The sequence below is a fragment of the Paenibacillus antibioticophila genome (genome assembly GCF_000455265.1).
Lineage (GTDB): Bacteria > Bacillota > Bacilli > Paenibacillales > Paenibacillaceae > Fontibacillus > Fontibacillus antibioticophila.
Genome location: NZ_HG005139.1, coordinates 267,280 through 286,084 on the forward strand (window position 1 = coordinate 267,280; position 18,805 = coordinate 286,084).

Sequence of the window (18,805 nt, forward strand, 5' to 3'; positions counted from 1 at the left end):
GGAAAGTCCGAGCGACTGGGGCGGCCGTTTTTCTTTGGAAAAATGTAAGCGTTTCAAATTAAGGATTGTATCGGGGAGAAATTTTTGCTACAATGCTCTTGAAAAGCTTTTCAAAATGAAAAGGATGAATACAAGATGAAAGCAACCATACGGGATGTAGCTAAGCTAGCAGGCGTATCAATCAGCACAGTGTCCAGAGTGATGAACTCGCCTCAGAGCGTGGTAGAAAGTAAGCGCCGGAAGGTGCTGGAGGCTGTGGAGCAGCTGTCGTACCAGCCTAATTCTTTTGCACGCGGGCTGATATACCGAAAGTCCTTCACGCTAGGCCTGCTAATTCCCGATATTGAGAACATGTATTATGCAGGTATCATTCGCGGAATGCAGGAAGCCTGCAACAAGCTGGGCTACAGCTTGATGATCTGCAATACCGACCGGGATTCGGCTCGTCTGCTATCGTACATCGATACCTTTCATGAGAAGCAGGTGGACGGTATCGTGTTTGCCAGCGATAGAATGTCCCCTGAATATTATGAGAAGCTGTCGGCCTATCGAATTCCCGTAGTGATGCTGTCCTCCCATAGTGATGAGTTCGAGATTCCATCGATTGAGGTGGACGATGAAGCTGCTGCTTATGATGCTGTTAAATATCTGATCGGGCTCGGTCATCAGAAGATCGCGATGATGGGCTTCAATGATGTCAACTCTGTCTCCGGACCGCCGCGGCTTAAAGGCTATTTACGCGCACTCTCCGACGGGGGGATTGATGCCGCAAGCCTCTTGGGCAGAGTTAAGCATGCCGCTCATTATTTCGAGCATGCCTATGAAGCCGCTCACGAGCTGTTTATGGAGTATCCCGATACCACAGCCGTCTTTTGCGTTGCCGATGAATTTGCCATGGGGACGATCTCTTATCTGAAGGATCAGGGGGTGTCCGTTCCGGAACAGGTGTCAGTTATCGGCTTCGACAATATCCGGATGGCCGGTATATATATTCCCAAGCTGACCACAATTGCTCAGCCTACTTTTGAACTCGGATACCGTTCTGCCGAGAAGCTGCATGAACTGATCACAACCGGTCAAACGGAGAGCATGCGGGAGAAGCTGCTGCATAAACTGATTATTAGAGAATCGGCAGGGACGGTGAGCTAGCTCACTTTTATCGTGCATTTTGAAAAGCTTTTCACAATCCACAGCATCAATATTGCAAACGCATACATTCAGCGGGCATACTACAGAATTTCTTCAAACTACCTCGTGTTAAAGCAAACAGAACCTTTACCAACCAAGCATACCTTACTCGCACTCGTAACTTGCAATATGCAACCCGCAATTTTGAAAAGCTTTGCAAGGAGGTGATCCGAACCAAGGGCGGATAAGAACGAACAGGATGTTGAAGCGCAAAATCACGTGCATGAACCGATTTTGGCAGTGAAAACAATTAAAGGGGATGTAACGAGATGAGAAAAGCTAATAAGCGGAATTATTCACTTCTTCTGATTCTTTGTCTGTCGATAACTATGCTGCTTAGCGCCTGCGGGGGCAATAACGCTGCTAATAATGAACCTCCGGCCCCAGCGCCAAGCAACAATGCCGGATCCAATAATAGTACGGATGGAAATGATGCCGCAGGCGACCAGGGAGGTTCCCCGCTAGAGCTGGCGTTTAAAGGCGAATACAAGGGAACGAAGGTGACCATGTTCGGACCGTTCGTAGATGCGGACCAGGTAAACTTCGAGACGAGCATCAAGGAATTTGAGGAGAAAACGGGCATCGATATTCAATACGAAGGCTCCAAGGAGTTCGAAGCAACGATCAACATTCGCGTGGATGGCGGAAATGCGCCGGATATCGCCGATTTTCCGCAGCCCGGCCTGCTCGCTTCGATCGCCAAGACCGGCAAAGTGATCGATCTGACACCGATTCTGGATCAAGAGAAGCTGAAGTCGAACTATAACCAGAGCTGGCTGGATATGGCGACGATGGAGGGCAAGGACGGTCAGATTATGGCCGGTATTTGGAACCGGAGTAATGTGAAGAGTCTCGTCTGGTATCCGAAGAAGCAGTTTGAAGAAGCAGGTTATCAAGTTCCAGAGACATGGGAGCAATTGATGGACCTTACCGAGCAAATTGCCAAGGACGGCGATCCGGCCTGGACGATTGGAATTGAAAGCGGCGCAGCGACAGGATGGCCTGCCACGGACTGGGTCGAAGATATTATGCTTCGTACGACCACTCCTGAAAATTATGATAAATGGGTAAGTGGAGAACTGCCGTTTACATCTCCAGAAGTCAAGTACGCTGTGGAAAAAATGTCTGAGATCTGGATGAATCCGGACTATGTGTACGGCGGGACCAAATCGATTGTAACGACTCCGTTCGGCGATGCTCCAGTTCCGATGTTCGACAATCCGCCGAAGTCATGGCTCCATCGCCAGGGGAACTTTATTACAAGCTTCTTCCCGGAAGGGATGAAGGTAGATGAGGATTACGACTGGTTCTACCTGCCGCCGATCGACGAGCAGTATGGCAAACCGGTATTGGTAGCGGGCGATATTTACGCCATGTTTAATGATCGGCCTGAGGTTCGCGCAGTCATGGAGTTCTTTACTACCGGGGAATCCATTAAGAGCTGGGTGCAGTCGGGCGGCGTGATCGCACCGATGAACGATGCTCCTCTGGACTGGTACAGCTCCGAGTCTGACCGCCGGATGGCGAAGCTTGTGCAAGAGGCTTCCACACTTCGGTTCGACGGCTCCGATCTGATGCCGGGCAAGGTCGGCGCAGGCACGTTCTGGAAAGGAATGACCGACTACGTGAGCGGGGCTGCGACCCTAGACCAAGCCATGGAGCAAATTCAGTCCGGCTGGAGCAATTAGATTGAATTCAGGAAGGATGGCGCCTTGCCAAGGATAGGTTCGGCAGGCGCCGCCTTCTTCATTTTCGGCTATGGCTGTGACAGCCAGCAGCCCAAGGAGGAGTAAGACATGAGTTCACAGACGACACCGGCCGCACCGATGAAGGCTCCTTCGTCCGGACCGTCCGAGCGGAATGTCCCGGTTAAGGCGGTCCTGATTTCCTTGCTCGTCATCCTCGCCAACATCGTGGTCCATGGAGCCATCTTTTTATTTTTCCGCGATTCGGGTTTGAATCCGCTGGTGACCGCATTCCTTGCGGTCCTGTGGGGCGTGCTGGGCGTGTACGAGATTTATTATTCTCTGAACTGGGCAGCCGAGCAGTATCCGGACAGGGTCCGGCGCAAGGTACTGCCAATCATATTTATCGGCCCGGCAATACTGCTCCTGGGCTGGCTGGTATTCATGCCTGCGCTTCGCACGCTCTATCTGAGCTTCTTCAACGCGGCTTCGGACCAATTCGTCGGCCTGGACAATTATGCCGCGATCTTCAGCGACAGACTGATGGGAATTGCGCTGCGCAACAATCTTCTGTGGGTGTTCATAGGCACTTTGGCCTGCGTTACCCTGGGCTTGTTGATCGCCATTCTTGCGGATCGAAGCAGCTTTGAAAAGCTGGCGAAGTCGATTATTTTCATGCCGATGGCCATCTCTTTCGTTGCTGCAGGGGTCATATGGAAGTTTGTGTACTATTATCAGCCGGGGAACGAGCAAATCGGCCTATTGAACGCAATCGTTACGTTTTTCGGCGGAGAGCCGCAGGCCTGGACGAGTATGCTTCAACCATGGAACAATCTGTTCCTCATTCTGATTCTCATCTGGATGCAGACGGGCTTTGCGATGGTGATCTTTTCCGCAGCGATTAAGGGCGTCCCCGAGGATATTCTGGAGGCTGCCCGGGTGGACGGAGCAGGAGAGATCAAGATTTTCTTCCGCATCATGATTCCTTATATTTCCGGAACCATCCTGACGGTAACGACAACAATTATCGTATTTACGCTGAAAATCTTTGATGTCGTCATGGTCATGACCGGAGGCCAGTACGATACCGAGGTTGTAGCCACGCAGTTCTACCGCCAGTTCTTCATGTACCGCAACTTTGGCTACGGATCAACCTTGGCGATTGTCCTGCTCATCGCGGTCATTCCGGTGATCATCATCAATTTACGCCAATTTCGCAAGCAGGGGGGATTCTGATGGCCGGCCGCAAAAAGAGAAAGTCCAGCAAGCTGCTTGTCAATCTGGTGCTCGGCTTCATTTGCCTGATCTGGCTTGTTCCTACGCTCGGCTTATTCATCTCCTCCTTCCGCCCGGCGGCAGATATCCTCAGCACCGGATGGTGGAAGGTATTCCCTCATCAATCCTGGGTGAAGTCGGGGGAGACGGTACAGCTATCGAAGGACCTGGATCTTAGGGAGCCCATTGAAGTCGGCGGAAGAACCTTCACGGACGAGCAATTGAAATCCGGCGTCATGGTCGATGGCGAACGGTTGATGTGGGAGAACCGCCGGGCTCGCACGTTAAGCGTGATGGAGCAGGGCTGGCAGTTCAATCCGGCCTTGACGCTGGATAATTACAAAAACGTGCTGTCCGGCAAGGAATACCGGCTTAAGGCGGCGGACGGCAGCGAGACGGTGCAGCGCGGCAGCGGAATGTCCCAGGCGTTCTGGAATACGCTCACGATTGCGGTGCCTGCGACAGTGATTCCGATTTTGATCGCTTCCTTTGCCGCTTACGCCTTCGCATGGCTTCGTTTCCCAGGGAGGAAGACGATCTTTGCGATTATTATTGCTATGCTGGTCATTCCGCTGCAGGTAGCGCTGATTCCGGTGCTTAAGGATTACACGGCGTTGGGGCTGAACGGGAGCTACTTGGGCATCTGGCTTGCTCACACCGCCTTCGGACTGCCGCTGGTGACCTATTTCATGTACAACTTCATTAGCCAGCTGCCGAAGGATCTGTTTGAGTCGGCGTTTATTGACGGAGCCAGTCATTTCACGATTTTCTCCAGGCTGATCTTGCCTCTATCGGTGCCTGCATTGGCATCCATCGGTATTTTCCAGTTCCTGTGGGTGTGGAACGACTATCTTGTCTCGTTGATCTTCATTGGGAACCAGCCGGATGTGCAGGTCATGTCGATGAAGATTGCCGACCTTGTCGGCTCGCGGGGCAACGACTGGCATCTTCTTACCTCGGCAGCCTTCATTTCCATGCTAATGCCGCTGGCGATATTCTTCCTTCTGCAAAAGTATTTTGTGCGGGGGTTGATGGGCGGCTCAGTCAAGGGCTGATGCTTCATCTGGTAAAGGTAATATACAGAGAGGTGCCGGGCAGAGCTTGCTGCCTGTACCACCGGAGACGGAGTTGAAAATGAACATGAGCTTGAATACGGGAATATATGCTTCTGGTCAGGAACCGCTGTATCGCCATGAGTGGTGTATCCGGGAGACGGGACATCAGGAAGAGGATCATCAGAAGAATGAAAGCTTGTTTGCCTTGGGGAACGGATATATCGGGATGCGGGGCAATTTGGAGGAAGGCTACCATGGTGCGTCAGGCTCCTCCGTTATAGGGAATTATCTGAACGGTTTCTATGACACGGAACCCATCGTGTATCCGGAGGGGGCATATGGATATCCGGACCAGAACCATGCCATGCTGAACGTGCCTGACGCCAAGGCGATTCTTCTGCTAGTAGAGGGAGAGCTTTTTCATCTGCATACCGGTATGGTCCTGAAATCGGAACGGATTCTCGACATGCAAAGCGGGATGCTCTGCCGGCATGTCAAATGGGAGTCCCCTGCCGGGCATCAGGTTCGCATTACAACCCGAAGGCTGGTCTCGCTGGAGCATAAGCATTTGGCAGCTGTGGAATATGAGGTAACGGCGCTTAACTTTTCAGGGGGCTTATCCTGGATATCCCTGATGAATCCTGTAGCCGCTGGTCCGGAGGGTTCGTTCGATCCTCGGGTAGGCGCGCGGCGGATCGAGCCGAGCCTGCTCCTGGAGGACAGCGGCTTCCGGGAAGACGGGCTGATGTATTGGATGAGACATCGCACCCGGAGGACACGGTTTGCACTGGTTACCGCGATGAGCCATTCCTTGGAGGTTCCGGGAGGTGAAGCTCCCGTTCAATATAGCGATGCTGGCCAGCTCGGTATTCGGTTGGACTTTCGCCTGGAAGCCGGGCAATCCGGCAAGCTGACGAAATTCATAGCTTACCATACCTCGCGGGACTATCCGGAGGAAGAACTGCTCAAGCTTAGCCGGGAGATGCTGGAGTCCGCCGGGCATGGCGGCTTCGGCTCCCTGGCCGGGGAGCAGCGGCAGGCGCTCGACTACTTCTGGGGAAAAGCGGATATAGAAATCGTCGGAGACCCGGAAATGCAGCAAGGCGTACGCTTCAATGCCTTTGGCCTGCTGCAGTCCACCGGCCGGGACGGGATGACGAATATCGCGGCAAAAGGTCTGACCGGCGAGGGCTATGAAGGACATTATTTCTGGGATACGGAAATGTATACCCTGCCGTTCTTTACGTATACGCTGCCGGAGATTGGAAGGAAACTGCTGGAGTTTCGCTACAGGACGCTGGATAAGGCCAGAGAGCGGGCTGCCGTCATGTCCCAGAGAGGCGCGCTGTACCCTTGGCGGACGATTGCAGGCGAGGAGAATTCAGCCTATTTTCCTGCCGGAACGGCTCAGGTCCATATTAATGCTGATATTTGCTACGGTCTGCAGCAATATGTGCTGGCAACCGGCGACGAGACATTTCTCGCGGAGATGGGGGCGGAAATCTTGTTCGAGACTTCCCGGTTCTGGGTTGACCTTGGACATTACAATCCTGCGCTCGGGCGGGCGTTCTGCATTGATGCGGTAACAGGGCCGGATGAATATACGGCGATTGTCAATAACAATGCCTATACCAATCTTATGGTGCAGGAGCAGCTGCGTTTCGCCTGCCGGACCGCAGAGCGGCTGCGCTCAAGCTATCCGGATCATTATGAGCGGCTGAAGCGCAAGATCGGACTCTTGGAGTCTGAGATCGCGGACTGGAAGCGGGCCGGGGAATCGATGTATGTGCCTAAGGATGAGGGACTTGGTATATACGCCCAGGACGATACGTTCCTGCTCAAGAAGAAATGGGATTTTGAAGGCACACCGGAGAACAACTATCCGCTGCTGCTGCATTACCACCCGCTTGTCATCTACAGACATCAGGTGCTGAAGCAGGCGGATCTCGTCATGGCTCTGTTCCTGCTAGGAGACCGGTTCACCATGGAGGAGAAGGTGCGGAACTACCGCTATTATGAGCCGCTTACAACGCATGATTCCTCTTTGTCGCCTTGCATTCACAGCATCGTTGCTTCCGAGATCGGCGAGGCGGAGGAAGCGTATCGGTATTTTCGCCGGACGGTAAGGATGGACCTGGATGATGTGAACAAAACGCGAAGGACGGGCTGCATACGGCGGCAATGGCTGGGGCATGGATGGCGGTGGTCCAAGGGTTCGGAGGAATGAGGATGTATGGGGACGGTGTCCTGTCTTTTATGCCTGCGCTTCCTGCCGGCTGGAACAGTCTTCGCTTCCGGGTGGCCAAGGAGGGAAGGCTGCTTGAGGTCTTTATTAGCCATGTGGAAGTTGCCTATTCCTTGGTTGAAGGGGAGGCACTGAGAATCCGGCACGGTGGACAAGAGGTGGAGGTTCTGCCTGAACGAGGTGTGCGCTTAACTCGAAATGCGCTATAATGCCTGTATACAGCAACCTTTACAGGATGTATATGGGAGGCGAGAATCTTGTACGAGACGCGAGAAGAAGATATCCGCTACGTGATTTTACTAACCGTGAATGCAGGTAAACAAATGTCGGAGGCGTTGATCCGGGCTCATGTGGAGCACCTAAAGCAGCTGGATGATCAGGGCAAGCTTGAGCTGTGCGGCCCGTTTGCCGATTATCGGGGCGGGATGGTCATTCTAAAGGGGGTTACATATGATGAAGCCAAGGCGATTGCCGAAGCCGATCCTTACGTCTCTTCCGGAACGGAGTCTTACGAGCTGAGGACTTGGGAGCTGTCGACGGCATCCAATGGACACATGGGCATGGGCTAAATGATTAAATAAGTTGTTGCATTATAAAGAACTCTATCCGGGACGGAGCTCATCCGCAATCGGGTGCGGTTCTTTTTTTTGGTAAAATAAATTTATGTACAAGACATGAGAAGGAGTATGTTCATGATTTATTTAAGGAGATTTCAGCTTTCTAACCTTATGAGTTCCAATCCCAACATCTATCCTGATTATGTATTTAGGCATTTGGCAGGAGAAGTGTTTTTATTTGACCGAATTACTGTATTATACGGAAACAATGGGAGTGGTAAGTCGAGCCTGCTCAATATTATAGCTAATAAGCTGGAGATAACCGGGGCTGAAAAACTGATAAGCTATGGGGATATTGGTTATGCGCAGCGATTCCTGGATTTGAGCAGCTACCGGCTTGGAAATGATGAAAAGGAGAATGAAATCAGGCATCTTCCTAAAGAAAGCCGGTATATGAAATCCGAAGATATACTGTATGAAATCAAAAAGATACAACAATCCGCTGTATTGCGCGAGGGGCTGCTATTCGAAAAGCGCAGTAAAGGAATGAGCAAAGAACAAGCAGCAGCATATGAAGCATCGTATGATTTTAAGAAAAAACTAGAGAATATCCGCTTCTCACAAGAGAAGTATTCTAACGGAGAGACTTCTATGCAGTTTTTTGAGGAACACTTGCGGCCCGGAAATCTATATCTGTTGGATGAACCGGAAACATCGCTTGCCCCTGCTAATCAGATAAAATTGGCTGAACAAATTAACGAGCTGGCGAGATATTTTGATAGTCAATTTATTATTGCGACCCATTCTCCCTTTGTATTAGCCACATTGAATGCAAAAATTTACAATTTAGATACCAGCCCTCTTCAGACAACTGAATGGTTCCAATTGGAGAATGTACAATTTTTCTACCGATTTTTTGAAAAATATAAATCCTTTTTTGGATGAGGACAAGACAGCCGCCGCAGTGACAGGAGTGGATTGAATCATTTGATAAGTTAGCACGCAACATGCTAAGTGCAACATTAAGCAGGAGCTGTGTGCGTGCCAGCAATTTAACTGCTTTTGCGCATTTGTTTTGTTGCATGAGCTCCCGTGCTGGCAAAACAATTGCTTTTCCGCATTTGTTTCGTCGCATGAGCTCTCGCGTTGGCAAAACAAATGCTTTTGCGCATTTGTTTCGTCGCATGAGAGGGGGCGCAACTAACTCCAGGCATGTGGCAGGGAAGTATGAAGAATACCGTTTGTTCGGAAAATGGATGGAGAAACAAGTTGTTCTATGCGCTTTGCTCAAAGCTTGCGCAAAGTATCCCTGCAAGTTTGCTCCGAGTTCAAAGCTGCACAGGCGAATTGCTTCCTTGTTAGATTAATCCCATCAAGAAATCCGCGAGCAACAGTGATCTTAGGCACACTTCACACGATGCCCCTTGCACGCAGCATCATTAGCAAGGGACTATAAACACAGCCCCATGTAAAAAGCAGCCTGGCTCCAAGAGCCCAAGCTGCTTTTTTAGCTTTGTTACGTTCATCCAACTGTTTACTTAAATTATTTAATTAGCTGCTCTCTAAATTGCTCCAGGGAATCGGTGAGCTTGTAATCCGATTTGGCGGCTTCGTCCATAAATTTCTTCAAATCGCCGAGAAGCGTTCCTTCAGCCGCTGTATCCCCAGCGACAGCATCGGTATATGCCTTTCGAGCTGCTTCGTCCATTACGTTGTTCTCATAAGCGAATAACGGGGTGTTGTTAGCACCTAGGAATACGGTGTTCTTGTAGTTGCTGAACATGGCAGCGACATCTTCCTTGCTGGAGGAATCCGGATAGTTGTTAAGGAAATCCTCCGCAGCAACTGCCCGCTTAAGCAGCTCTTCCCACGGAATGACCAGGGCTGCATCGCGCTGTGAAGCCTGCTCCGATTCGGCAGACTTTAGCTTTAAATAGGCGGCTGTATCTTCTGTGGCGATATCACTGTATTGTGCCGTACGGCGATAATCCAGCTCCGGTCCGAACATGCCTTCAGCCGTGTTCAGCTGGTATCCGCTGTCAAGCGTGTCTTGAAGCAGAGCCTTTAAGTCTGCATCCTTCGCTTTATGGATTAGTTCTTCCAGGCTGTCGCCGATTTCATAGATTCCGACAATCTGTTCCTGATTGTTGCCTGAGAAATACTGATCTAACAAGCTTTGAAGGTCTTCGATTTGGGCATCCTCCAGTGCTAACAGCATCTGGGAAGCGTGTTCGGGCTTCAACTGATCGGCATGCTTGTCAAGGAATTCAAACGCTTCGGGAAGCTTGCCGCCCTGCCCCAGCAAACTTTGAAACTCGCTAACAAGCTGTTCCGAAGCCGCTGTGCTGTCTGAGTTAGAGCTATTATCCGGATTCGTAGAATTCTGATTCTGTCCGGATTGGTTTTGACTATTCTCCTGAACGGTCCCTGTATTGGAATTCGGAGCAACGGAATTATTGGTACATGCGCTTAGTAAGAGAACAGAGCACACGGCTGCAGCCGCGAGCATTGCTTTTTTATTGGTTGAAATCATGATAGATTCAATCCCCCTTCTTGTAATGAATTACAGCATTCTAACATACTCTAAACGCGGATCAGCGGAAAAAGGTTTCGCGCCAAATAAAGGATAAGAACCGATGGTCAATAAAAAATGTAATAAAAATAGTGACACAGATGGTTTAATAATCTATACTTATGAGGAAAATTACAATGTAACAGATAGATAAAAGTATTAATACAACAATGAATTGATGTCGGCTGCTTCTGAACTGGAGGTGTTAGACCGTGATTACCCTGCAAGAGGTTAGCAAAAGCTATTCAGGAGAAGCTTCGGCGGTTGAAGCTGTCTCGGTACACATTCGGGAAGGAAGCATTCACGGAATTATCGGACCGAGCGGAGCGGGGAAATCCACGTTACTGCGCATTATGAATGTCCTCGAACGCCCGGATCGAGGCTCCGTTCTTGTTGATGGGCAAGACCTGATGCAGATGACCGAAGCAGACCTTCGCTCCCTGCGCAGGCAGATGGGGATGGTATTTCAGCAATTTCATCTGCTGCATAACCGAACTGTCAGCGGTAATGTAGCGATTCCGCTGGAAATGGCCGGAGAGCCAAAGAAGTCCAGAGCGGAGCGGGTTCAGGAATGTTTGCGTTTTGTTGGACTGGAGGATAAGGCGAAAGAGTATCCTGCTAGTCTGAGCGGCGGACAAAAGCAGCGTGTAGCAATAGCGCGTGCTCTTGCCCCTCGTCCGCGCGTGCTCTTATGTGACGAGCCTACGTCCTCTCTGGATCCGACAACGACGATGGAGGTTCTGAACGTCCTCAAACATGCTAATGAATCGCTCGGTGTTACCATTGTCATCGTAACCCATGAGATGGAGGTCATTCGGGCTATCTGTAATGAAGTTACTGTGATGGACCAGGGGAGAATTGTCGACAGCTTTCCGTTGGAACAAGCCCGAACACAGGGCCTAGGCACCGTGTTGTCCTATAGAGAACAGCTGCTTGGAAAGGCTGTGATGCCGGGTGATTGATGTGGAGCTGATGCTCGAACGGGTCACACAATATCAGGCACAGATCGCCGAGGCCATTTCGGAGACGCTCATGATGGTCGGCATTTCCTTGGCCGCCGCAATTCTGCTGGGCTTGCCCCTGGGCGTTCTTCTCTTTTTCTCGGCAAAGGGACAGCTGTATGAGAACCGTTTCTGGAACCAAGTATTGAACGGCTTTGTAAACATTATTCGTTCCTTTCCCTTTTTGTTATTCGTTGTATTTATGATCCCGGTAACCCGGTGGCTTGTAGGCACTGCGATCGGTACCCTTGCTGCTTCTGTCCCGCTGGCCGTTGTATCGCTGGCGATCTATTCCCGTCAGGTGGAACAAGCGCTCCATGATGTTCCCCGCGGCATATTGGAAGCCGCCCGGGCGATGGGGGCTACGCGTCTACAGCTCATGTTCAAGTTTCTGTTGGTCGAAGCGCGGTCCGGTCTGATTCTTGGACTGACCAACTCCATGATCAGCTTCATCTCTTACTCGACGGTGATGGGGGTGGTCGGCGGAGGCGGGGTTGGAGATTTTGCGATTCGCTATGGCTATCAGCGCTTCGAGACGGAGCTGATGCTGGCGGTTATTCTGCTCATGATTGTGATCGTTCAGTTTATTCAGTTGTTCGGGAGCTTGTTGTCCCGCTGGCTGGATAAACGATAAATAACAAGCTGAAAGCTTGGAATTAAAGAATAGTGGGAGGATGTTGATGATGAAACATACTGGAACAAGAAGAGGGTCTAAAGGGTGGATAGCGGCATTGATGGTGGTTCTGATGCTGATCAGTGCGGGCTGTGCGAAGAGTAACACCTCCGGAGCGGCTGAACCGGACACAAGCTCGAATGCAGGAAACGAAGGCGCGGCGGTGGAACAGGAGGTCACCCTGAAAGTAGCTACTTTAATTCCGCCAATGACGGATATGCTTGAATTAATCAAGCCGCTGCTTAAGGAGGACGGCATTGATCTGGAGCTTGTTGTGCTGTCCGATAATGTTCAGCCCAATGATGCCTTGGCTGACAAGGAAGTGGATGCGAACTTCTTCCAGCATGTGCCCTACATGAAGGAATACAATGCAAGCAAGGGCTCTAATCTGGTGGCCATTCAGCCGGTTTATCACGCTGTCTACGGCGTTTACTCGAAGCGCTATAAGAGCATGGACGAGTTGCCGGATGGAGCGGTAGTTGCCGTTGCCAACGATTCCACGAATCTGGGACGGTCGCTTGTTATGCTGGAGAAGGCGGGATACATCAAGCTGAAGGACGGGGTTGGCATTAAAGCTACAGTTGCTGATGTTACCGAAAATCCTCACAACTTTAAATTTGAAGAGGTCGATCTTCTGATGTTGGCCAGAATGCTGGATGATGCAGATATCGCGCTTATGACACCAGCCTATGCCAGTCCATTAGGGCTGACTCCCAAGAAGGATGCACTCTTGACGGAGACGACGGAATCCGAGTTCGCAATTACACTTGTTGCCCGTGAAGATAACAAGGATTCAGAGCCGATCCGCAAGCTGGCAGAGCGTCTGTCGGGACCGGAAGTGAAGCAATTCCTGGAGGACAATTACAGTGAAATTGCAATTCCGGCATTTGAATAGAGCGGTCGGCATCAGGATTCATGGAAATAGAGGGTTCCATTCTGCCTTGAAAATGATATAATGTAAACATGATTTCATTTTCATGAAAAGACAGAAACAAAATGCACAGTGCTTGTGATTTTTGTTACAGAGAGACACAAAACGTCGCAGTACTATGAAATCAGCCTAATAAACAATAAAATTCAAATGAATATGGATCTTCGGGGTAAGGTGAAATTCCTGACCGGCGGTGATTGTTATCTGCGGATAACACGAGCCCGCGACTCTCCAGTCTATCTAACGATGAGATTGGTGACTGATCTGGTGAAATTCCAGAGCCGACGGTAAAGTCCGGATGGGAGAAGATCAAAGATAGGCGTGCATGCCCGTTAGCGGGCTTTGCCATGCTTATTTGATCAGCCCCCGAATGTTGACTCAGGTCAATGTCGGGGGTTTTCTGCGAGACCCCATATTCAGACAGAGGAGCAGGGAATATGGATAATGCATCAAGTGTAAGACTGCAAGGAAGTTCACCTTTAACCGTAACAGGTTCGCGTTCAAAGAGCGGATTCTGGCTGGTTGTGCTGGGAGCGGCCCTTTGGGGTGTGGATCCGTTATTCCGGATCATTCTGCTAGATTATATTACGTCGGCTCAATTGGTTCTGCTCGAGCATGCCATCATTGGGGTCATTGCGGCACCGATCCTGTGGAAGAACCGACGGGAGCTGCTGGGCTTGAAATGGAAGCAAGCGGGTGCCCTGCTGTTCATCTCCTGGGGCGGCTCAGCCATCGCTACAATCCTGTTCACGAAAGCCCTGGAGGGCGGCAATTTTAACGCGGTATTGCTGCTGCAGAAGATGCAGCCGTTGTTTGCAATCATTCTTGCCAGATTATTATTGAAGGAATCACTGCCGAAGCATTTCTCGTCTCTGCTCACTGTAGCCATTATCGGCACGTATTTTCTGACATTCGGCTTTACGATTCCTTTCGGTCATTGGAACGAGTTCATTCAAGTCGGCAGCCTGTTATCGCTGGGTGCTGCGGCATTTTGGGGCGGCTCGACGGTGATGGGGAGATTGATGGTCGGTCAGATGAAGTATGAGACCGTGACCGCACTCCGCTTCATTTTGGCGCTTCCGCTGCTGCTCGCAATTACCTGGAATGAAGGAGTGGCATGGAGCTTTCCAAGCAGTACATCGGGAATTGCAGGCTTTTCCTTGAATCTGCTGGGTCAGGCATTATTGCCAGGACTGTTGAGCTTGTTGGTGTATTATAAAGGTCTGACAACGACTAAAGCATCGGTGGCTACTCTTGCGGAATTAAGCTTCCCGATGGTTGGGGTGCTTGTGAACTGGCTCGCATTTCAGGAAAAGATTACTGTGGCGCAAGCGGTAGGCTTCCTGTTGATCTGGACTGTGCTGTTTGTAATTTCCAGACAAAGCAAGCCTGCAACAGTCCAGTCCTGATTGCCCCTCATAATATATAGTAATTCTACGTTTCTAACCAGAAGCGGCCTTGTCTTGAAAGCAGACGGGGCCGCTCTTTGTATTTTCAAAATCTATTCGAAAAAGCATGCTTTTTCTGGTATTATACAGAGCAAGGTTGAAGTCGAATGGCTTATCCGGCCAACATTAATATGGACAACATAAGATGAATAAGGGATGGATCTGAACCCTATGCGAATTCAAATGGATATGCAAACTGTCTTTATCCTGCTGGTTCTGGGACACTTGTGTACCGTAATCCTGATTATCGCCTATAAGCACAAGCAGGTTAAGGACCCGGCTGTCAGTACGTTTTATGCAGCGAAATGGCTTCAGGCGGCTACATGGATCCTGATGTCTGTCCCGACGATCACTGACCATATCCTGCTGCTTGCATTTGCCAACATTTTATTGCTGCTTGGGGTATCTTTGGAGACCAAAGCGCTGTTAACGGTAGTCGGTGGATTCGACGCTACCGCACGCCTTTTCTATAATTATTTTACAATTATATCAATTTTCGCCTATTGCGGCATCCTTGTTTTTTACAACACAGAAGGGCTCCGAATTACGGTAGTTTCCTTGTCAATCGCTGTCTTTTTAATTCCTCCGGTACGCCGGATGATCTCCCTTCCGCGGAGGTCGGCACTGCGGCTGATCACCGGTTATATGTATCTTGTAATTTTAATTGGTCTGCTGTGCAGGACAATCCTGTCGTTGGTTCCGATGATTCCGGTATCCATGTTTGAGCCCGGGCTTTATCAGAATCTATCCTTCCTGACTCTGTATCTGATTATGATGCTAGGAAATACGGGCTTTGTTCTCCTGTCAAAGGAGCGGGCAGATCGGCAGTTGTTAAAATTGGCAAGCTACGATGATCTGACAGGGGCCCTGAACCGCAGATCCTTTACTCTCAAGGCTCAAAAGCTATTGGAAGCAAAGGACCGGAAGAGTCCTGCCAGCTTTATTCTTCTGGATATCGATCACTTCAAGCAAATCAATGATGGTTACGGACATGACGCCGGAGATCGGGTTCTGGAGAATATCGCCTTCATTGTCAGCGGCAGTCTAGAGACTTCAAGTTTATTCGGCAGATTCGGAGGAGACGAGTTCGCGATTCTTTTGCCGGAGGCGGGAGTGGAGGAGTCGGATGCCGTCGCAGAACGGGTTCGTCATTCAGTGGAATCCCTGGAGATTCGTTACGGGCTCAAAGCAAGCACGATCAGTATGGGAATTGTCACGGTTCCCCCCGATCGGGAGATACCGTTGGAAGAGCTGTATACGACGAGTGATATGGCGCTCTATCGGGCCAAGCAGCTCGGGCGGAATCGTGCAGCGCGAATAGATATCCCATGGGGATAAAATGAGTTCTTTCTGTGGTTTATGCTCTGTGCTACGATAGGAATAATTATCTTAATGCGAAATTGGGGTCAGAGAATATCGTGAATTCTTCAGTAAGCATATTTATTGTCCTGGCTGCTCTGTCCGGCGTGCTTAGCGTGCTGTTGACCATTTATTCCTATGTCAATCGCAATCGTTATTCGGGAATTAGACTATTCTTCTGGATTTCAATCTGCTCGGCCATTTATTCGTTTGGATTCTCTATGGAGCTTGCCAGTACTTCGCTGGAAGAGATCATGTATTGGGTCAAATTTGAATATCTGGGCATGCCCTTTATTTCGCCTTTGAGCTTGGCGCTAGTTATGTATTATGTGGGAATGGAAAAGTACGTCACTCGGCGGAATATCATGCTTTTGCTGGTCATACCGGCGCTAACCTTTCTCTTCGTCTTGACCAATGAATATCATCATTTGTTCTACCAAGACGTCTATCTGAATCCAGACGCGCCGTCACTGATGATGGACATGAATATGGGTGAATGGTACATCGTTCATGGCAGCTATACGGTGAGTTGCATTCTGACGGGAATTTTCTTGCTGCTCCGGTACTGGAACCGCCGTAAAAATGTACTCCGCAGCCAATTGATTGCTTTGTTTATCGGCTTTGCCCTGCCGTGGGTAGCCGCATTTATCTACTTAATGGGTCTGACCCCTTATCAAATGGACCCGGTACCGCTGATTATGTGGATCACCTCTTTCTTTTATATGTGGGCGATTCGAACCTCCGGCTTGCTGGTCGCCTCTCCGGTGGCTAGGGAGTATATCTTTGATAGTATGCGGGACGGGGTACTAGTTGTTGATCCACAAGGCTTCCTGGCCGATTATAATCCCGCAGCAGAGGTGATGATTCCAGGGCTTCAGGCAGCTTTTATCGCCAGACCGGTCAACCAGATTCGGCTGACTGAGGATTTTGATGAAGAAATCTTTGAGTTCTACCCGGATTCCAAACTGACTCATATCAAGGAAGTTGGCTGGAATATCGGTCATGAGGCTTGCCATTACAAAATTCAATCCTCACCGGTCATTAACCGGAGAGGCCAGTTTGTAGGCCGTACATATACAGTCCTGGATGTGACCGAGCAAGTGCGATTGGAGGAGGAGCTTCGCAGACTGGCTACTTACGATGGGCTTACCGATATATATAACAGAACTTATTTCATGCAAGAGAGCCAAAGAGAGCTGGAGGTGGCCAATCGAAATAATCGGCCATTCTCTTTAATGATGATTGATATCGATCATTTCAAGCGGATCAATGATCTCTTTGGTCATGATACTGGCGACTTAGCGCTTCGGCATATCGCCTCAATCCTGAAGGAGTGGCTCGCTAACGAGTACATATTGGGCCGATATGGGGGAGAAGAGTTCGTGGCTGCTCTGCCTGGACTGGACCTGCGGGAGGCTGCTCTGTGTGCGGAGGAGCTTCGCCGGGAAATTGAACGGGTCCCTCTGAACTGTGCTGCCGGAGAGATTGGGATCACGGCAAGCTTCGGCGTGGCGGAGTCACGTCTGGATGGCGCTCCATTGGAGAGTATCTTTACGGAGGCGGACAAAGCGCTCTATGCATCCAAGAAGAACGGCCGAAATCGCGTAAGCACCGCTTCCTAGTTATTTTTGCTATTAATATTGAAGGGATATGAGGTTATGGAGCAATCGCAAAGCTTGAACGGATATACATCGGCAACGGTAGTGGCTACGACGTCCAACTTTATTATGGTGCGTGAGGAGCCTTTTACCCACACTTATCGCACAGTGATCCGGCTACGAGAGCAAGGAACATTGAAGCTGCGCTTCGGCTTCTCGAATACCGTGGATTCGACTTGGGAGCAGGGAACAATTGCCTGGGCCGGACGCGAAGGCGGGGCATGGCGTATTGAAGCTGCCTGTATTGCAGATGGAGGAAGAGACCGCAACTGCAGTTACAAGGAAGGAACGCTCGTACATCTGACCTTTGGAGGAGAGAGCACGAGGGATGTGCTTCCCGGAGAACAGTTCTACAGTGATCCTGTTGAAATCTGCTTGCCGGACGGGCATGATTTGATGTTTAGCTGGACCCTTTCTGCTGGACCGGGCGCTTCAATTCCTTATAATACAGAGCAGATGCTTGTGACAGCCTATGATGCCCCGGGGATCCGGGCGTCTCAGCCGAATGAGGCTGGATTTCGCAAATCGGACAATCTGCTCGTGCTCCCCTCCTGGATTGGTTATGAGAAGGATACCGTACAGGAGCTGGTGTTCTTTGGCGATTCCATCACGCAGGGCGTACGCACGGCTCAGGATGAATATGACTATTGGGTTGCAAAAATCGCGAATCAACTTGGCCTCGCTTGCGGGGTATGGAATCTTGGCTCCGGCTGGGCGAGAGCCTATGATGCTGCAACGGATACGGCTTGGCTAAGAAAGGCAAAGCAGGGAAAAGACAAGATTGTACTCTGCTTGGGGGTCAATGATATCGATATTGGCTGCCGTACCGCCGAGCAGCTGCTCTCCGATCTTCAGGATATAATCTATCGTTTGAAGAACCATAATCCTGATGTAAAAATCATTTTATGCACCGTACCACCGTTCAACTTCGTGGAGGAGCGGGAACAGATCTGGCGCACGGTCAATGCACGGATCCGCGGGTTAAGCCTGAGTGGTGTGGACCGTGTGTTTGATATTGCGGAGGTTCTGTCCCAACCCGCTCCGCATGAACATCTGCTGCAGCGGCAGTATATGAGCTCGGAATTTGATCCGCATCCTAACGGTCTTGCCGGCACAAGGATTGCCGAGGCGTTCCTGCGCTGGTATTAATCCAAGCGA

16 protein-coding genes and 1 riboswitch are annotated in these 18,805 nt (G+C 50.3%); of the genes, 15 read left to right on the forward strand and 1 reads right to left on the reverse strand.

Going from position 1 to position 18,805, the window contains the following annotated elements:
• The first annotated feature begins 135 nt into the window (after positions 1 to 135).
• The 8 genes from TX85_RS01140 (at position 136) to TX85_RS01170 (ending at position 8,950) form a co-directional block, all read left to right on the forward strand.
• Positions 136 to 1,149 (forward strand): LacI family DNA-binding transcriptional regulator, encoded by a 1,014-nt coding sequence (locus TX85_RS01140; RefSeq protein WP_044477312.1) that lies wholly within the window; start codon positions 136 to 138, stop codon positions 1,147 to 1,149.
• A 308-nt stretch (positions 1,150 to 1,457) separates the two neighbouring features.
• Entirely contained in the window at positions 1,458 to 2,876 is a 1,419-nt protein-coding gene (locus tag TX85_RS01145) for an ABC transporter substrate-binding protein (protein WP_044477313.1), read from the forward strand.
• Positions 2,877 to 3,014: 138 nt separating this feature from the next.
• Positions 3,015 to 4,109 carry a carbohydrate ABC transporter permease gene (locus TX85_RS01150; protein ID WP_044479711.1) on the forward strand — a complete coding sequence of 365 codons (1,095 nt, stop codon included), beginning with the start codon at positions 3,015 to 3,017 and terminating at the stop codon, positions 4,107 to 4,109.
• The gene (locus TX85_RS01155; RefSeq protein WP_044477314.1) at positions 4,109 to 5,203 is read left to right on the forward strand and encodes a carbohydrate ABC transporter permease; all 1,095 of its coding nucleotides are present in this window, start codon (positions 4,109 to 4,111) and stop codon (positions 5,201 to 5,203) included. The genes TX85_RS01150 and TX85_RS01155 overlap by 1 nt, the downstream gene beginning before the upstream one ends.
• Before the next feature lie 46 nt (positions 5,204 to 5,249).
• Entirely contained in the window at positions 5,250 to 7,430 is a 2,181-nt protein-coding gene (locus tag TX85_RS01160) for a glycoside hydrolase family 65 protein (RefSeq protein ID WP_324607074.1), read from the forward strand.
• Positions 7,427 to 7,657, forward strand: coding sequence for a glycosyl hydrolase family 65 protein (locus TX85_RS27180; RefSeq protein ID WP_233500720.1), 231 nt, complete (start codon positions 7,427 to 7,429; stop codon positions 7,655 to 7,657). The genes TX85_RS01160 and TX85_RS27180 overlap by 4 nt, the downstream gene beginning before the upstream one ends.
• A gap of 48 nt (positions 7,658 to 7,705) precedes the next feature.
• On the forward strand, positions 7,706 to 8,017 hold the full coding sequence (locus TX85_RS01165) for a YciI family protein (RefSeq protein ID WP_049894746.1): 312 nt from the start codon (positions 7,706 to 7,708) through the stop codon (positions 8,015 to 8,017).
• 123 nt (positions 8,018 to 8,140) lie between these two features.
• The gene (locus tag TX85_RS01170; RefSeq protein ID WP_044477315.1) at positions 8,141 to 8,950 is read left to right on the forward strand and encodes an AAA family ATPase; all 810 of its coding nucleotides are present in this window, start codon (positions 8,141 to 8,143) and stop codon (positions 8,948 to 8,950) included.
• Positions 8,951 to 9,548: 598 nt separating this feature from the next.
• Here the strand turns inward: TX85_RS01170 and TX85_RS01175 are convergent.
• Entirely contained in the window at positions 9,549 to 10,538 is a 990-nt protein-coding gene (locus TX85_RS01175) for a hypothetical protein (RefSeq protein ID WP_044477316.1), read from the reverse strand.
• A 251-nt stretch (positions 10,539 to 10,789) separates the two neighbouring features.
• On the opposite strand from TX85_RS01175, the gene TX85_RS01180 reads away from it, so the two are divergent.
• The 7 genes from TX85_RS01180 (at position 10,790) to TX85_RS01210 (ending at position 18,796) form a co-directional block, all read left to right on the forward strand.
• Positions 10,790 to 11,539, forward strand: a complete 750-nt coding sequence (locus TX85_RS01180; RefSeq protein WP_049894747.1) for a methionine ABC transporter ATP-binding protein — start codon at positions 10,790 to 10,792, stop codon at positions 11,537 to 11,539.
• 10 nt (positions 11,540 to 11,549) lie between these two features.
• The gene (locus tag TX85_RS01185; protein ID WP_044479714.1) at positions 11,550 to 12,212 is read left to right on the forward strand and encodes a methionine ABC transporter permease; all 663 of its coding nucleotides are present in this window, start codon (positions 11,550 to 11,552) and stop codon (positions 12,210 to 12,212) included.
• A 46-nt stretch (positions 12,213 to 12,258) separates the two neighbouring features.
• The gene (locus tag TX85_RS01190) at positions 12,259 to 13,146 is read left to right on the forward strand and encodes a MetQ/NlpA family ABC transporter substrate-binding protein (RefSeq protein ID WP_392391800.1); all 888 of its coding nucleotides are present in this window, start codon (positions 12,259 to 12,261) and stop codon (positions 13,144 to 13,146) included.
• 192 nt (positions 13,147 to 13,338) lie between these two features.
• Positions 13,339 to 13,496, forward strand: a riboswitch (FMN riboswitch).
• Between the two features lie 123 nt (positions 13,497 to 13,619).
• A complete protein-coding gene (locus TX85_RS01195) occupies positions 13,620 to 14,591 on the forward strand; it encodes a DMT family transporter (protein ID WP_044477317.1) in 972 nt (323 codons plus the stop codon).
• 222 nt (positions 14,592 to 14,813) lie between these two features.
• On the forward strand, positions 14,814 to 15,968 hold the full coding sequence (locus TX85_RS25180) for a GGDEF domain-containing protein (RefSeq protein ID WP_158297288.1): 1,155 nt from the start codon (positions 14,814 to 14,816) through the stop codon (positions 15,966 to 15,968).
• A gap of 80 nt (positions 15,969 to 16,048) precedes the next feature.
• Entirely contained in the window at positions 16,049 to 17,611 is a 1,563-nt protein-coding gene (locus TX85_RS01205) for a histidine kinase N-terminal 7TM domain-containing diguanylate cyclase (protein ID WP_044479717.1), read from the forward strand.
• A 36-nt stretch (positions 17,612 to 17,647) separates the two neighbouring features.
• Positions 17,648 to 18,796 carry an SGNH/GDSL hydrolase family protein gene (locus tag TX85_RS01210; protein WP_044477318.1) on the forward strand — a complete coding sequence of 383 codons (1,149 nt, stop codon included), beginning with the start codon at positions 17,648 to 17,650 and terminating at the stop codon, positions 18,794 to 18,796.
• The last annotated feature ends 9 nt before the right edge of the window (positions 18,797 to 18,805 follow it).

What these genes read in the sequence shown, in the direction of transcription:
- TX85_RS01140 (WP_044477312.1), top strand. Translation starts at nt 136, where the DNA reads ATGAAAGCAACCATACGGGATGTAGCTAAGCTAGCAGGCGTATCAATC.
- TX85_RS01145 (WP_044477313.1), top strand. Translation starts at nt 1,458, where the DNA reads ATGAGAAAAGCTAATAAGCGGAATTATTCACTTCTTCTGATTCTTTGT.
- TX85_RS01150 (WP_044479711.1), top strand. Translation starts at nt 3,015, where the DNA reads ATGAAGGCTCCTTCGTCCGGACCGTCCGAGCGGAATGTCCCGGTTAAG.
- TX85_RS01155 (WP_044477314.1), top strand. Translation starts at nt 4,109, where the DNA reads ATGGCCGGCCGCAAAAAGAGAAAGTCCAGCAAGCTGCTTGTCAATCTG.
- TX85_RS27180 (WP_233500720.1), top strand. Translation starts at nt 7,427, where the DNA reads ATGAGGATGTATGGGGACGGTGTCCTGTCTTTTATGCCTGCGCTTCCT.
- TX85_RS01170 (WP_044477315.1), top strand. Translation starts at nt 8,141, where the DNA reads ATGATTTATTTAAGGAGATTTCAGCTTTCTAACCTTATGAGTTCCAAT.
- TX85_RS01175 (WP_044477316.1), bottom strand. Translation starts at nt 10,538, where the DNA reads ATGATTTCAACCAATAAAAAAGCAATGCTCGCGGCTGCAGCCGTGTGC.
- TX85_RS01185 (WP_044479714.1), top strand. Translation starts at nt 11,550, where the DNA reads ATGCTCGAACGGGTCACACAATATCAGGCACAGATCGCCGAGGCCATT.
- TX85_RS01190 (WP_392391800.1), top strand. Translation starts at nt 12,259, where the DNA reads ATGATGAAACATACTGGAACAAGAAGAGGGTCTAAAGGGTGGATAGCG.
- TX85_RS01195 (WP_044477317.1), top strand. Translation starts at nt 13,620, where the DNA reads ATGGATAATGCATCAAGTGTAAGACTGCAAGGAAGTTCACCTTTAACC.
- TX85_RS25180 (WP_158297288.1), top strand. Translation starts at nt 14,814, where the DNA reads ATGGATATGCAAACTGTCTTTATCCTGCTGGTTCTGGGACACTTGTGT.
- TX85_RS01210 (WP_044477318.1), top strand. Translation starts at nt 17,648, where the DNA reads ATGGAGCAATCGCAAAGCTTGAACGGATATACATCGGCAACGGTAGTG.